This is a genomic window from Mesorhizobium sp. M0678 (assembly GCF_040320505.1).
Lineage (GTDB): Bacteria > Pseudomonadota > Alphaproteobacteria > Rhizobiales > Rhizobiaceae > Mesorhizobium.
Genome location: NZ_JAMYPT010000001.1, coordinates 545,159 through 558,755 on the forward strand (window position 1 = coordinate 545,159; position 13,597 = coordinate 558,755).

A 13,597-nucleotide genomic window follows, 5' to 3' on the forward strand; every position below is an offset into this window, starting at 1 on the left:
CCTCTAAAGCACGAGCAAAAGGGTTGAGTTCGCCGCGAGTGGCGGCACGAAGTCGTCGGCGCCGATGGTGACGGAGATGATGTCGGTCAGGTCGCTTTCGACGCCGGCGATGCTAACCGCCCAGGCCTGCAGCTCCACTTCGTCGCCGAATAAATAGCCGGTCACGTCGAAGGCGCCCTCGGCCGGCGTGCAGGACAGAGGTGGCTGCCACGCCAGATCGCCCGAGAGCCTGGTCTGCAGCTTGAAGGCGGCGACGGCGATCGCGTTCGCCGTGCCACCGCTGACCATAACCCTCAGACCGTTGGCGTCGCCGGTCTCGACCGTGCCAGTTTCGATGCCCGTGAACTTCGGTACCGCCGGTGGGATTAGGGACAGGTCGATCTCGGCGCCGACGCGGCCGCTCCAGGCCGGCGGCACTTCGGCGTCGGTCAGCTCGTCGATGATCGATGCTGCCGGTAGCATCGCCAGCACGGTCGAATTGTTCTTGCCGCGCGTGATGCCGGCAATGATAAGCGGGATGCTGTCGAGCGCGGCCGGGCCGAAGTGAATGATATCGCCAGCCTTGGGCCTCTCGCCGCTGCCGGTGAGCCGCACGGCCGCGCTCTCGCCGGCGACGGTGGCGATGGTCCGTACCACGCTGGTGCCGATCGTGTCGTCGGCGTCGAACTGGCGAAAGCGAATGGCGTAGCTCTCGCCGGCGACCATCGTGAAGACGCCGTCGGCCTCGACAAGATCGCCGCGTACTGCCTTGACGCGCGCCGAATGCATGGCGCGCTTCAGCACGTCGCGCGAGGCCACCACCAGGTCGCCGGTGGTGGCGGTGCGTGCAGTGCCTTGCTGCACCGCCGAGTAGCTGACGGCGCGGTTCATGATCTCGTATTGCCGGCGGCGGGCCTCGCGCCAGATCTCGTCCGGGTTGGTCTTGCCGGGCAGTTTCAGCTCCTCGGTGATGTCGATCGGGCCGACATAGCCGGGCCACGGCACCAGGCGCTCGCCCTGTTGATAATCGTTGGTCTCGTCGATGAACGGCACGCGCAGCGCATGTGGCGGCTCGAAATAGGAGGGCGACCAGCGGAAGTCTGATGAATTCCTTGGGTTCACGTGGTCGACCACCAGCTCGCGCGGCCGATCAATGACGACGGTCCATTTGCGGCCGTCCCATTTGACGGCGGCCCGCCCCGCGGCGCCGATCGCCGCCAGCGTCTCGCCCAGCGTGCTCTCGAAATCGTGGATGCGGTTATATTTCAGGCCCTTGAGCACGCAGAAGACGTGCCAGTCCTGGAAGGCCGGGAAATCGATCTCCTCGTCCGGAGTGGGCCGGTACAGCCCTGGGCCGCGCAAGGCGAACAGCGCCAGCGACGCTGGGCTTTGAGTGGCCCTGTCGATCCATGTGCCGCTTTCGACGTCCCAGTCCGGCGCGATCCGCTTGTCGATCGTGTTGAAAGTGTCGAGCGTCCCGTTGAGCTGCGCTGTCGCCTTGATCCGGAGAGCAGTCAGCGCCACCGATTTCCTGAAGTTGAACGGGTATTCCGGCCGGAAACTCTGCAGGACCACCCAAGTGCAGTTCAATACAAATTGCGAACCGTTGCCCGGCTCGACCTCCGAGTCAGTCAGCCGCTCGTATTCGATCTCATAGGCACCCCGTATGGGGTAGTCGATGCGGTCGGCGCGATAGAAGCCCACCTTTTTTGTGTTGCGGATGGAGAGATCTGGCAGGTCGGTCCAGGCTGCGGTACCGGCCAGCCGGTAGCGTCGCTTGAACACCACTTCCACTGAAAACTCCTCGCCCTCGTCATCGATCTTGATCAGGCCGGCGGGAAACGACAGGATCGAGATCGACCAGGCGGTATCGCGAGCGGTGAAGCGGCTGACCGGCTTGGCTTCGGACGGCTCACCCTTGATGATCTTGCCGTAGTCGTTGTGCTTCAACGGCCGTTCCAGATCGGTGCCGATGCGCTCCTCGAGCACCTGGTTGGTGTAGAGCGACAGCGGTGCGTCATCGGCATAGCCGAGCCGCGTCTCGATCTCGACCTCGTCGAATTTCGTCAGCAGCGTGTCGCCGAGCTTCTCCTCGGAGATCTCCAGCGGCCCGTAACCGTGCAGGAAGACGGCGCGATCGTAGAGCCAATCGCCGACCACCTCGATATAGGACATCGCCCCGAACGGCGGCGCATAACGGTGCGTGCCCATGACCATCGGCACCGGCGCGTCGGGCGTGAACTGGTTCTGCCATCCGGCGATCGCATAGGTCGGTTTTTCCTCCCCCGGGGGTTTGGGCAGCGGCAGCAGCGCATTGATCAGCAAGCCGCCGAGCGCCGTCAGTCCCACTGTGAGGGCGGTCTTTGCCACGTTGGCAAGCAATTCCGAGCCAAACAGCGTGGCGCCGGCGGGGAAGAAAAACCCGGCGACGGCGATCGCCGCCACCGAGACGAGGATCTGCAGCACTGACCGAAACGAGTCACCGCCGGGAACGACGCGGATGACCACATGGACGCCGGCATGCGGCCGCGCCCGGTGCCACCGGGCGCGTGGCACCACCTGCATGCCGTCACCCTTGACCAGCGCGACACGGGTGCGCTCCAGCACCGGGTGACTGGCGCCAGGCAGTGCCATCGCCACCATTTCGGCAATCGTCATGCCGGCCGGCAGCGTCAGCTCGATGCGGGCGCGGTCGGGCTGGAATGCGATGGGCGCGGCCGTGACATGGACGCTCATGCGCCCCTCCAGCGATAGATGCCGGTGAGCTTGCCTGCCCAGGGCGAGCCGTCGTCGAAGCGCTCGATCTTGGAGCAGTCCTGCTCGACCATGTGCATCATCAAGCCCGGCCGCAGGAAAAGCCCGCAATGGGCATCGAGGCGGCCGCGCCGGAACCAGAGGATGTCGAGCGGCTGCGGCGTCTCAATCTTCAACCAGAGCGGCGATTGCGTTTCGCGAGCGACTATGGCGGCGACTTCGCGCTGCTCGGCCGAGCTGGGATAAAGGCCGGCATAGGACGGCAGCTCGTTGCCGGCATGCTCGGCATGGGCGAGGCGGACAAAGCCCCAACAGTCGCAACCGGTCCAGTCGCGGCCCTTGTCGGCGAAGGGCAGGCCGATAAAGCCTTGCGTCCAGCTGAGATCGCCCTGGGTTACCATCAAGGTCATTTGTGCAGCCCCGGAAAACGTTCCTTCGTCATGCGGTCGGCCGGATAGGGCTCCTCGGTGATCGGCTCCATGGAGAATTTGAGGCTGACCTGGCCGCTGTCGCCGTCTGCGCCGGTCATCAGCATGCCGATCCATTCGGCCTCGACATTGTCCGGGCTCGACGCCAGCACGATCGCCATGTGGCAGGTCGCCTGCACGGTGGTCGACGTCAAAATATCGGCGATGTCGCTGTCGAGGATCTCGAGCACCAGCGAGGCCTGCGCCGGAGCGTCGTCTTCCTCGTCGGGGACGAGCGCGTCGAGCATGATGAACAGGAACGGCGAATCATCTTCGGTGCGCCAGGTCGAGCGGGTGCCGTACATCAGCGGCTCGACCGAGACCCGGTCGGCGTTGTCGGAGGAGAGCCGCACGGGCGTGTCGAGCAGCGGGTGCTCGATGATGACCAGCACAACCTCCAGCTCGTCGGTCGCGACCTGGTCGAGAGCCAGACGGGCGTTGAGCGAGACCCGCCTCATGGCATCACCGCAACGTCGAAGCTGACGCGCCACTGGATGCCCGTAGGGGAGCTTGGGGCGCGCGCCGGCAGCTGCTGGCCGATCAGGCACAGCCAGGTCTCTGCTATCAGGATCGGTGTCCCGTCCTCGGTGGTGATCGGCGTGCCGTCATCGGTCAGCAGCGGCAGGCCGTCCGTGTCCCACGCCGGCATCAGGAAGGGCTGCGTGCCCTGCTTGATCTCCTCGTTGTACCAGCGGTCGAAGCGGGCAAGCTGCGCCCTGGTCAGCACGGTCGAGAAGGCAACGGTGTCAGCGACTGCCGAGAAGCGGCGCCGCACGTTTGGCGGGCCGGCGTCTTCGGCCCTGCGGGTGCGGCCATCGCCGCGCGTCACCTGGTAGGGTGCCCGTTCCGGTCTGGGCAATTCAGGGGGATACCAGACCAGGCTCATCGCCGTTTCACCGGCTGCCTGGCGCCGCGACCCGCGAGCGTCTTATTGAAGGAGCTGCCGCGCCGGTTTGCGGCGGCGGTCAGCTTTTCTTCGATGATGATGTCCTCGCGGCGGCCGCCCTTGCCGTCCTCGGTTTCCTCCTCGCGCACGCTCACGCCGGCATAGTCGTGATAGTGCCGCTCAACACGGGTCGGCTGGGCCGACTGCGATGACCAGCCGCCCATCGAGGGAGAGCCGGAGCTACCGGCGCCGGGCATGGCATAACCGCCCTCGTAGTAGCCGCGGCCCGATTTGGCTGTGCGCCGCAGGCTGTCCAGGAACGGCACGCCGAGCGCTCGCACCACCGGGGCATCCATGACGTACTCCTGCTCATGGACCAAGCCGGCGACCCTGCGCGGGTCGTTGCCGCCGGTCGCGCCGCCCACATCGTAGAGACCGCCGGCGCCCGACTGGATCGCCGACCAGGCTGCCGGTGACCTGAAGAAGCCACTGATCATCGACCAGATGCTGGAAAATCCAGACAGACCGCCGCCCGCCGGCGCCGCCGGGAACTGGCTGAGCGCATTGCCGAGCTGGCCAAGCCCGCCGCCGAAACTATTTAGGCCCTTTGCGGCAAGGCCGGTGCTTTCGGTCAGCCGCGTGATCGCTGCCGTGGCTTTGTTGCCTGCGCTCTCCACACCGGGGAAAAGCGCGCGTTGATTATCGTTGAGGCCGTTGCGCCAGGAGCCGCCAGCCATCCCGAGCCGGCCACCGCCGAGATCGAAATGCATCTCGTCCATGGCGCCGTATTTGCCCCTCTGGCCGCCGAAATATCCGCCCCACCGGAAACGGTCGGTCAACTCCGGATATTTCTCCAACTGCACCTGGCGCGCCGTCTGGGCGAACTTCTCGTACGTCGCGAAGGTGCTTGGGTCCTGATAGTTGCCCAGCTTCTTGCCGGTGAGGAGATCGGTCAGCCTGACATCGGTCGCGAGGCCCTGACCGTGAAAACGTGGGTCGCCTGGCCGCAAGCCTGAGATCGCATCGACCTGGTAGCCGCCGAACCGCTTCGCGGCGCTGTCGAGAATGTCCATCAGCCGGGCGTCGACGCCCGACTTGAAGTTTCCGACCGTGCGAAGCGAGCTTCCGGCGACATCTGACAACGTGGAAGTCGGCGCCCCGCTGCCGCGCATTCCCGATGACGGATCGGCCGAATTGCTGTTGGCGGGTGAGAAGAACCGCTTGATGCTGTCGAAGATGCCGCCAGTGCCGCCGCTGACGCCCAAGGCACCGTTGATGTTCACGACGCCGGCCTGCACATCCATGGCGCCAACAGACTGCCCGCCTGCCGGCTGCGGACCGCCGAGCAGCGTGCCGATGAAGCCGCCAATCCCGCCGATGCTGTCCAGCGTCGGCAGGCCCTTGTCATAGACCGCGTTGGCCAGCGGGTTCTTGATCGCAAGCTGGGCGAGCTGCTTCAGCACGTCGTCGGCCGCGCTCTTCAGCACGCTGTCGATATCGGTAAAGCCGCCGAGAGCGCTGTCGACGATGCCGCCGATCGCGTCGACGCCGGTCTCGCGCACGTCCTCCCAGAGCTGCTTCTGCTGCTTCAGCAGCTCGTTCATGCGGATCATCGCCGCCGCCTCGGAATTGAGGTCCACCGCCAGCCCGGCGCCCTTCAGCCGGTCGGCGACGGTCGCCTCGATCGGCGAGCGGCCGAGCTGGTCGCGCTCGAACTGCAGGTCTCGGCTTAGGTTGGCGCGGGATCTGGCTTCGGCCAGCGCGGCCAGCTCCGCCGCGTTGGCGCGCATCGCCTCGGCTTCCTTGCCGTAAAGGTCGATACCGAGCTGTCGGATCTGCTGCTCCACCTGCAGGCTGGCGATGACACGGTCATGGGCGGCGGTGCTCGCTCCGACTAGGGCAAGCTCGGCGCGCTGGGTCTCGATGTTCTGACCCTGCCCAACGATCGTTGTGCGCGCCGACTGGATGGCGCTAAGCCGGCCATATTCGGCGGCCTTTTCCTTGATGCGTCGGATCTCGGCTTCGTCGGCCGGGACATTGTTGCGGGCGGCTTCCTCGCGGACCGCCTGTTCGAGCTGAAAGGCCATGCGCAGCGCTGCCGTCTCGGCCGCCGTCCTGCCGACCAGGCCGATTTCGAGCTGCTGGGAGGCTATCGTCTGGTCGAGCGACCGCAGACGCTGCTTCTGGGCTTCGTCCAGCGTCTGCTGGGCTCTGGCGTAGGCCAGCGCCGCCGCCGTGTCGCCGCGATAGTCACGGACACCCTTGCCCTCGTTTGGGTCGAATGGCCTCGCGTCCTCGGTTGCGCGAGCGGCCCTTGCTTGTTCTTCCGGCGATCTGGCATAGAGCGACCGGAACGCCGTCTCGCGGTCGCGCTGCAGCTGAACAAGTGCCGCCCGGTTGCCGGCAAGCCATTTTGTCAGGTTGGCGCCTTCATCGCCCCGGCCGACAGTGACGCCCTGGAACGTTGCTATCGCCGCGCTCGACCCGCGCAGATGAAGCTCAAGGGCCGCCGCCTGGTTGGCGCTGTCCTGAAGCTCCTGCGCGAAGTCGTGCGCGGCCTTGCTCAGGCTGGGATCGATCCGCAGTTCGCCGAGCCGCTTCTGGACGCCGGCGGCGTCAATCTGGCCGGCCTGCATTTCCGCCGCCAGCTGCCGGAAGGCGACCACACCGGCTTGGCCGAGCTTCGCGAAATCCGCGCCGGCGGGGTCCGAAGGCGAGATCGTCGTCGCGATCGACATCTGACGGCGGATATTGTTGAGCGTGGCGACAAGCGTGTTCTTCTCGTCTTCCGCCTGTTTGATGGCGTCGGCCTGTGCCACCGACAGCGGCACTTTCGACGCCTGGTCCTCGTAGGCCTTGGCCGCCGCCGCAGCGAGCGGATAGGCGGCGGCGATCTCGTCGATTATCTTTTTGTGGGTTTTCAGAACGGCGTCGACCGACTGGATGTTTGTCCGCGTCGACAGCGCATAGGCGATGGCGGCGGCGCCGGCGGCAACTAGGCCGGTGGTCACCAGGCCGACGCTGGGCACAAAACCGAGGAAGGACGCGGCCGCCGATGCGAGCGAGCCCCTGATCGCGGTCAGCGAGCCGCGGAGCCCTTTCGGGCCACTCTCCAGCGCGTCATAGACCTGACCGGCCTGCGACGCGAAGATCATCATCGCCGGTGCGCCGAGCGCCCACATCGTGACGACATCGTTGCCCTGCCGCGACAGGTTGAGCAGCTGCGAGGAAGTCAGGCGTGCCGCGCCCGCAACGGAGCCCAGCCCCGTCACTATCTGGCCCGATGCTCGGCCGAGCATCGTATAACGATCGTTCAGATGCGTGAGCGCCAGATCGTATTCCTTGGCGCTGGTGAAGGCGCCGACCCTGTGCGCGTTGTTCAGCTCTGTCAGCTCGGCCTCGTATTGCTTTGAGGCGGCATAGAGCGGGTTGAAGCGGGCCCGCAGCCGGTCCAGTTCGTCGCCATAGGCAGCGATGTCGGAACCGCGATCGGGCACAATGGTGACCCGGTTGACCATGGATTGCGCAGCATTTTTCTGGGCTGCGGCCAAGCCGGTCAAGGCGCTGATCTGGCTGTTGAGGGCGACCGTCTCTCGCAAACGTGCGTCGATCGCCAAGGAGCCGCTGATCGCACCAGTGCGCTCAGCCTGGTTGATTGCCTCGACTGCCGTCCGATACCGCGTCTGCGCCGCAAACAATGGATCGTAAGTGGCTTTGATCCGGTCAAGCGCCGCGCCATAGGCCGCTATGTCGGTGGCGCGTTGCCGATAGGTTGCGTCGTCGGTCGGTCCCTTCATGCCGGCATAGGCCGCCACGATCCCCTGGATGCGCTTCTGCACCGCCTCCTGGCCTGTCAAGGCTTCAGTCACCCGACGTGACGATGCCGCCGCCTGGTCGTTGGCGGCGGTGAGCGCCGCCGAGGTGCGGGCCGCCTCGACGCCGACCGTGCGGACCGCCGCTGCCGTGGCGCCGGCCGCCGCAGTCGCACCGGCAGCGTCGCCGCTGATGACGAGGGCGAGATTGAGGCTCACTCGCGCACCTCGTTCATGATTTCGCGCGCGGCGATCTCCATGTCGCGCAGATCATTGAGCAGCCGGCCGTCCGGATAGCGCTTCTTCTCACGCTTCGGCCGCGCCCGCAGCAGTACAGCGGCCGCCGCATAGTCGATGCCGAGCCAGTAGAGCAGGCCCTGCATGCCGCGCGCGACGACGCGCCACTGTGTCTCGCAGCCGAGAAACAGCACCACCGATGGCATGTTGATGTCCCACACTTCGAACACGTCGCTTTCTTCGTCGTCTGTCGGTTCGGGCAGGTTCTCGGGCGGAACGCCCAACGCTTCGGCATCCTGCCGCGCCTGGTGGTCGGGCCGCGTAGGGCGGGTCGGGTCGGTCAAGCCTTCCCGTGCCAGCGCCCAGGCGCGCGCGGCCTCTGTCAGTTTCCCTTTCGGGCCGCCGGGCTGGCGAGCGAATTGGCGTAGGCGCTGTAGAGCGCGACCCGATACCAGGTCTGCTGCAGCGCCTGGCGAAAGACCTCTTCGGAATATTCGACTTCGTTGCCGTCCTCGTCGATCACGTCGCGCCAGCCGCGGGTGGCCTGGATCAGCAGATCATGCTCACGCGTCTTGCGCTCTTCTTGTGTCGGCAGCGCCTCGATTTCCTTGCCGAGCGCGATTGCAGCATCTTCGTCGACGCCGGCGAACTGATGCGTGTAGCTCATGGTCTTCCACTTGCCGGGATTTGCCGGATCGGGAAGCTCGATCTTTATCGGCCACCAGTAGAGATATTCCTTGGCGAGAATGAATTTCATGGGGCACTTTCCTGAGGTTTGAACGGCGGTTTTAGAGACGTTGAAGCCGCCTTTATTTGACGGTGATCTTCAGCTCGGTGGAGCCGAGGCTGGTCAGCATCAGCGGCAGCGAATAGTTGCGGATGTTGTCGCTCTGGCCCTCTGCCGGCCGGCCGATCTGCACCTTGTCGCTGTCGATCGCCACCGTGTTGCCGCCCACCGTGCCGTGGGTAAGCGCCAGCGCGGCCTTGGTGTGGGCGCGGGCGATCGAGAACCAATCCTTGGTGGCAAGCGATGTCGCCTTGACGACGGCGGTACCAGTCACTGAACGGTCGGTGATCTCGATGCTCTCCTCGCCAATCAGGTGGCGCGGCACGACCTGCGAGCCGGTGTCGATGTTGAGGCTCTCGGCGATCGCGGTCCAGCCATGCAGCGCCATCATCGTGTTGGCCTTGGAGACCACCACCGGGTCGATCCACATCGTCTTGGTGACGACGGGCAAGGCTTCGTCGGTGATGGTCCCGACCAGGCCTTTCATCGAGAATTGGAAGCGCGGGATGCGCTTGGGTGTGAAGCCGAGCGAGACGCTGCCGCGCATGCCGAGCAGCACATGCTTGACGCCGTCGGAGTTGTAATAGAGCCCGCTGCTCTCGAAGGCGTCGTGGATCAGATCATACTGGACGTCGACGCCGGCCGAGATCACCTGGGCAAAGCCGCAGGAGCGCAGCAGCGGGCCATAGGCCGGTGCCGTGCCGAGGGCGCCGGCGCCGGCGATCTCGACCGAGAAATTGAACTGGCCATAGTCGCCGGTCAGCAAGACGCCCTGGTGGCCGAGGAACGGCTGCATCAGATTGCGCGCCTCCTCGTCACCGGCGAGCGGCGTGAAGGCCGCGTCGGAGAGCTGGATGTAATTGGCAGCACCGGTCGGTACCGCATCAACTCCATAGGTGGCATCCATCTTGATGAGGGCGGACAGCTTCTTCCAGCGACGGATCATGGTCTATTTCCCCTTCCTGGGCGCGCCGGTTTCGGCCGCCAATGGTTCGTCCGTGCCCGCCGGTACCGGCTCGGCCTCCGTGCCGGGCGGCGGCGCGGGCTCAGTGCCCTCGATCCGCTCCAGCCTTCCATCCTTGTGCCGGTTGTACGCACCGCCGGCGATCGGCGTTTCGATCTTTGCCATGTCAGCTTTTCTCCACGAGGTAGTAGCCGGCGCCGAACAGCTCGCGCTGCCAGACGTGGCCGTTCTTGGCTTTGAGAAGGTTCGACGAGATGTGCTCGACAACGTCGGCATTGTTGACGCTGGTCGGCTCGAAACCGATCAAGGCGCCGCGTACCGCGTCCTTGAGGATTTCGATGTCGTCGGCAGCGGCCCCGCCGGTGCCATCGGAGACGTTGCGGGTGACGATAATGACAGCGACATCAGCCTCGGTGCGCTGCAGTACGTTGCCCGTCATGCGCTCGTTTTCACCGCTGTGCTCTTCCTCGACCAGGACGAAGGCCGCGGGCGTCGTCTTCGGTTCGCCACTGAGCGAGGCCCAGGCGGCGGCGCCTGCGATCAGCCGAAAGAGCGGCGGGTCGATATCGCGCAGGCGCTGCTGGAATTCTGCGGACAGCGTCATGGCCGGGCTCCGCCATCGGCTTCGGCGCGAAAGGCGTCCTCGGCTATACGCAGGATCTCGGCCTGGCCCTCCTCGTCGACATAGAGATAGGGCCGCGCCGGGATGGTGATCGAGTGCGCGCCGATCGAGACGCGGACCGTTTCCTTGCGCTTGCGCGAGGCCTTGACGAAGCGCCGGCCGCGATTTGTCTTGCCGAAATGCAGATCCTGCTCGCGCGCCGGGATCTTCACCTCGCCGCCGAGCTGCTGGATAGCGGCATAGAGCAGGTTCGTTCCGACCGCCGCTTCGGTTTCCGTCGCCTCGCCGGTGATGGAGCTGTAGAGCCGGTTCGTGACGCGCAGCATGTGGCCATAGCCGCGCTGGCCGCGCCCGATGCGCTTGGCGGCCGTGCGCGGGCTGAGCCGCTGCCACTTACCGGCCGGGCCGGTCTCGCGCTCGAAATGCCGCTGAGTCGAGGTGACCAGGTATGCGGCGATCGCCGACATGATCGTCCTGGGATGTTCGGCCAGGCGCTCGATGCGATCGAGTGTCGCCAGCACGGCCTGGTCGACGAGGCGGATCTGGATGCCTTCGGTCGCCATCAGAAGCCCCGCAGCTTGTCGCGGGTGAACACGCGGTTCGGCGCACTGGTCTTGATGGCGCTGCCGCCGGCCTGTTCGGGCGTCTCGCCTTCCTCCTCGATCAGGACGAGACCCTTCGAGACATCCTTCAGCCAGGAGATCGCGTTGGCGAAGTTGCGCGAGACGATGCTCTCCTTGTCGGCCGCCTCGCCATGCAGATAGTAGCGCGCCAGATCCGCGGCGACCTTGACCAGGACTGGCGGCACGACGCTGAGCGGCAGCTTGAACTGCTTGCCGATATAGCCGTCGATTACGCCGTCAGCGTCCGCCAGTGCGCGGCCGACCACGACATCGTCGATTGTCGATGGCGGCATGTTGGTCCGGTCCGTGAGCTGGATCAGCTCGGTGGAGCCGAAGCGGTCGACCAGATCCTGCTGGACGGCGTACATCAGGCACCCACCACGAAAAGCCAGATGAAGAAGGCGAGCCAGACAAGCAGGGAGCCGGCGCTGGCGAAGACGAACCTCACGAGCGCAAAGAAGGCTGCGCTGAAGTCGCAATCAAGCAGGGAGCCGGCGCTGGCGAAGGCGAACCTCACGAGCGCAAAGAAGGCTGCGCTGAAGTCGTAATCGCCATGGCTTTGTTCGGTCGGCCACATCAATGCGGCCGCCCAGATCGCGACCGTAAGCGCGATCGGTATCCACCAGATGGATAGGTAGATGTTCACGGTCAGATGAACTCCACAACTAGGTTCGGCTCGGCGAAGAGCGCCTCCAGCGGCTCCGGGCTACGGAAACCATCGAGTTGGTGTTCAACCGGTGTTTTGGAATGGGCGATGCCAGCGCGCCGGAAGCCATCGGTTTTCGATCGGATGCGCACTGCGGTCGGCGCCGGCGCTCCGCTGGCCTCCCATGCGTCGATCGCGGTGGACAGGCAGGGGAAGCGGGCGCGGAACTCAGCTTCACCACCATCAAGCCAAATCGCGGACGCGTTCACCGTGAGCGACCCTGCGGAGCCGGCCGTATTGCCGGCTCCGCCCTGGTCATCGCTCTCCGGGGGTATGCTTGAAATGGTCCCCGTCGCTGCCCCCAGCGACGGGGCGGCCGGTGCCACCTCTAGGGCGACATCAGCCGCAGGCGAAGCATTCACCGCGACATGCTGATCTGCGATTACTGGCTTCGCTGCTTCGGAATTGATGGTGTCAGCGCTGCTCGAGATCGGCGGCACTGCGGAGAAAACCGTTTCACGTTTGGCTATGATTTTCGGAGCTTTCGCCATCGTTCAATCCTTTTCGGGTCTTTGAAAAGGAGCCTTCGCGGGCTGCTTTTCGAAAACCCGCCGGCCGAAGCCGGCAGGGCGAATTCGGCAGCGTCCTATCCGGCGTTGGAATCGACTGGGACTTCCGTAATAGAAAAGGTGCTGCTTGCCGGGTGGGGCAGAAAGAACGACCGCTCCTCGCCAGGGTTGATTTCGACCGGTTCGCGGTCGTCCTGCTTGACGGTGGCGCGGAAGTTGCCGTTCACGTGGACTTTAACTGTCGTGGTCATAGGGGTTCCTCTTGGGTCTTGCGGAAGAAGCCGGGCTTCGGCTGCTTCCGAAAAACCCGCCGGCACCGAAGTGCCGGCAGGCAAAGTGCGCAGCTCCGGCTGTGATCAGCCGAGCTGCGGAACCACGACCACTTCGGAGGCCTTGAACCAGATGTTGCTGTCGCCGCCGTTGATCAGCTGCGCCTCAACCACCTGCTTTGCATCGGCCTCCAACGCCTGAGGAACGATGAGCTTGGCCGGACGGATGTTGATGATCTGGCCGTTCTTCTTGCGGATCGAACCCAACGCATCGCGGGCCGCCTTGAAGTTGGCCGGCGTAAGTGTGGCCTTAGACATATGGGCGAGCTGCCAGAGGCCGAAGCCGGCGTTGCATCGCCCGTCGACGCCGTAGAGATACTGGCCCTTCATGAAGACGTTCGTATCGGTCTCCTTGTCCATCGGGACAAGCTTGAAGGGCTTGCGCTTCTGGAACACCATCGGCTGGATAACCCTGGTGTCGTCGACCAGGTACCAGGCCGGGCCGGCGCCAGCGGTGAAGTTCGAAACAGAGGTCTCGCCGCCGTTTTCGTCGAAGCCGGGGTGATCGGTGTCGAAGAAATTCTGGCCGTCATAGCAAAGTGTCGCGTCGCCCGCCTTCCAGAGCGGCCAGACGAGCTGGTCGGGAAACTCGGCCGCGTCCTGACCCATTTGGGCAGAGATGGTCGTGTAAAAGCCGAACTGATCGTCCTCGATCGAGGCGCGCTTGACGCCGACGGTGCCCTCGAACTCCTTGTTGCGGATGATGTAGGTCGAGGCCGACAGATCATGAATGAGGCGGTCGCCGACCCATTCGCGGATGCCGGGCAGATCGTCCATGCGCGGATATTCGTTCATGGCGGTGCTCGAAGGCACGTCCATGGCGACCGTCCGGTATTGTGTCGGGGTGGTTGCGAGCCGCGCATTGAACGCGGTGCTGAGCCCCGTGTAGACGCTGCGCAGCGTGGAAGCATTAATGTCCATC

General features: G+C 65.1%; 16 protein-coding genes. All 16 read right to left on the reverse strand.

Going from position 1 to position 13,597, the window contains the following annotated elements:
- Window positions 1-3: 3 nt before the first annotated feature.
- The 16 genes from gpJ to NKI29_RS02690 all read right to left on the reverse strand — a co-directional run bounded on the left by gpJ (window position 4) and on the right by NKI29_RS02690 (window position 13,596).
- Window positions 4-2,715: a TipJ family phage tail tip protein gene (gene gpJ / locus NKI29_RS02615; protein WP_352795473.1), complete on the reverse strand. Its 2,712-nt coding sequence runs from the start codon at window positions 2,713-2,715 to the stop codon at window positions 4-6.
- Window positions 2,712-3,143, reverse strand: a complete 432-nt coding sequence (locus NKI29_RS02620) for a C40 family peptidase (RefSeq protein WP_352795475.1) — start codon at window positions 3,141-3,143, stop codon at window positions 2,712-2,714. The genes gpJ and NKI29_RS02620 overlap by 4 nt, the downstream gene beginning before the upstream one ends.
- Window positions 3,140-3,658, reverse strand: coding sequence for a DUF1833 family protein (locus NKI29_RS02625; RefSeq protein ID WP_352795476.1), 519 nt, complete (start codon window positions 3,656-3,658; stop codon window positions 3,140-3,142). Before NKI29_RS02625 ends, NKI29_RS02620 begins: the two co-directional genes overlap by 4 nt.
- Complete coding sequence (locus NKI29_RS02630) at window positions 3,655-4,086, reverse strand: hypothetical protein (protein ID WP_352451593.1); 432 nt, start codon at window positions 4,084-4,086, stop codon at window positions 3,655-3,657. Before NKI29_RS02630 ends, NKI29_RS02625 begins: the two co-directional genes overlap by 4 nt.
- Window positions 4,083-8,117, reverse strand: coding sequence for a phage tail length tape measure family protein (locus NKI29_RS02635; RefSeq protein WP_352795478.1), 4,035 nt, complete (start codon window positions 8,115-8,117; stop codon window positions 4,083-4,085). The genes NKI29_RS02630 and NKI29_RS02635 overlap by 4 nt, the downstream gene beginning before the upstream one ends.
- On the reverse strand, window positions 8,114-8,479 hold the full coding sequence (locus NKI29_RS02640) for a DUF1799 domain-containing protein (RefSeq protein ID WP_352571319.1): 366 nt from the start codon (window positions 8,477-8,479) through the stop codon (window positions 8,114-8,116). The genes NKI29_RS02635 and NKI29_RS02640 overlap by 4 nt, the downstream gene beginning before the upstream one ends.
- A gap of 38 nt (window positions 8,480-8,517) precedes the next feature.
- A complete protein-coding gene (locus NKI29_RS02645) occupies window positions 8,518-8,892 on the reverse strand; it encodes a hypothetical protein (RefSeq protein ID WP_352795480.1) in 375 nt (124 codons plus the stop codon).
- A gap of 52 nt (window positions 8,893-8,944) precedes the next feature.
- On the reverse strand, window positions 8,945-9,868 hold the full coding sequence (locus NKI29_RS02650) for a phage tail tube protein (protein ID WP_352795481.1): 924 nt from the start codon (window positions 9,866-9,868) through the stop codon (window positions 8,945-8,947).
- Window positions 9,869-9,871: 3 nt separating this feature from the next.
- A complete protein-coding gene (locus NKI29_RS02655) occupies window positions 9,872-10,051 on the reverse strand; it encodes a hypothetical protein (protein ID WP_352795482.1) in 180 nt (59 codons plus the stop codon).
- Between the two features lies 1 nt (window position 10,052).
- Entirely contained in the window at window positions 10,053-10,490 is a 438-nt protein-coding gene (locus NKI29_RS02660; protein WP_352795483.1) for a phage tail terminator protein, read from the reverse strand.
- Complete coding sequence (locus NKI29_RS02665) at window positions 10,487-11,071, reverse strand: phage virion morphogenesis protein (protein ID WP_352795484.1); 585 nt, start codon at window positions 11,069-11,071, stop codon at window positions 10,487-10,489. Before NKI29_RS02665 ends, NKI29_RS02660 begins: the two co-directional genes overlap by 4 nt.
- Complete coding sequence (locus NKI29_RS02670; RefSeq protein ID WP_352546887.1) at window positions 11,071-11,499, reverse strand: gp436 family protein; 429 nt, start codon at window positions 11,497-11,499, stop codon at window positions 11,071-11,073. The genes NKI29_RS02665 and NKI29_RS02670 overlap by 1 nt, the downstream gene beginning before the upstream one ends.
- Window positions 11,499-11,777 carry a hypothetical protein gene (locus NKI29_RS02675; protein ID WP_352795486.1) on the reverse strand — a complete coding sequence of 93 codons (279 nt, stop codon included), beginning with the start codon at window positions 11,775-11,777 and terminating at the stop codon, window positions 11,499-11,501. Before NKI29_RS02675 ends, NKI29_RS02670 begins: the two co-directional genes overlap by 1 nt.
- Before the next feature lie 2 nt (window positions 11,778-11,779).
- Window positions 11,780-12,328 carry an HI1506-related protein gene (locus tag NKI29_RS02680; protein ID WP_352795487.1) on the reverse strand — a complete coding sequence of 183 codons (549 nt, stop codon included), beginning with the start codon at window positions 12,326-12,328 and terminating at the stop codon, window positions 11,780-11,782.
- 95 nt (window positions 12,329-12,423) lie between these two features.
- Complete coding sequence (locus NKI29_RS02685; RefSeq protein ID WP_352795488.1) at window positions 12,424-12,597, reverse strand: hypothetical protein; 174 nt, start codon at window positions 12,595-12,597, stop codon at window positions 12,424-12,426.
- A 105-nt stretch (window positions 12,598-12,702) separates the two neighbouring features.
- Window positions 12,703-13,596 carry a Mu-like prophage major head subunit gpT family protein gene (locus tag NKI29_RS02690; protein ID WP_352795489.1) on the reverse strand — a complete coding sequence of 298 codons (894 nt, stop codon included), beginning with the start codon at window positions 13,594-13,596 and terminating at the stop codon, window positions 12,703-12,705.
- Window position 13,597: the final 1 nt, after the last annotated feature.

Bases quoted from the DNA above. Each gene is read 5' to 3' on its own strand.
- gpJ (WP_352795473.1), bottom strand. From the start codon at position 2,715: ATGAGCGTCCATGTCACGGCCGCGCCCATCGCATTCCAGCCCGACCGC.
- NKI29_RS02620 (WP_352795475.1), bottom strand. From the start codon at position 3,143: ATGACCTTGATGGTAACCCAGGGCGATCTCAGCTGGACGCAAGGCTTT.
- NKI29_RS02625 (WP_352795476.1), bottom strand. From the start codon at position 3,658: ATGAGGCGGGTCTCGCTCAACGCCCGTCTGGCTCTCGACCAGGTCGCG.
- NKI29_RS02630 (WP_352451593.1), bottom strand. From the start codon at position 4,086: ATGAGCCTGGTCTGGTATCCCCCTGAATTGCCCAGACCGGAACGGGCA.
- NKI29_RS02645 (WP_352795480.1), bottom strand. From the start codon at position 8,892: ATGAAATTCATTCTCGCCAAGGAATATCTCTACTGGTGGCCGATAAAG.
- NKI29_RS02650 (WP_352795481.1), bottom strand. From the start codon at position 9,868: ATGATCCGTCGCTGGAAGAAGCTGTCCGCCCTCATCAAGATGGATGCC.
- NKI29_RS02655 (WP_352795482.1), bottom strand. From the start codon at position 10,051: ATGGCAAAGATCGAAACGCCGATCGCCGGCGGTGCGTACAACCGGCAC.
- NKI29_RS02660 (WP_352795483.1), bottom strand. From the start codon at position 10,490: ATGACGCTGTCCGCAGAATTCCAGCAGCGCCTGCGCGATATCGACCCG.
- NKI29_RS02665 (WP_352795484.1), bottom strand. From the start codon at position 11,071: ATGGCGACCGAAGGCATCCAGATCCGCCTCGTCGACCAGGCCGTGCTG.
- NKI29_RS02670 (WP_352546887.1), bottom strand. From the start codon at position 11,499: ATGTACGCCGTCCAGCAGGATCTGGTCGACCGCTTCGGCTCCACCGAG.
- NKI29_RS02680 (WP_352795487.1), bottom strand. From the start codon at position 12,328: ATGGCGAAAGCTCCGAAAATCATAGCCAAACGTGAAACGGTTTTCTCC.
- NKI29_RS02685 (WP_352795488.1), bottom strand. From the start codon at position 12,597: ATGACCACGACAGTTAAAGTCCACGTGAACGGCAACTTCCGCGCCACC.
- NKI29_RS02690 (WP_352795489.1), bottom strand. From the start codon at position 13,596: ATGGACATTAATGCTTCCACGCTGCGCAGCGTCTACACGGGGCTCAGC.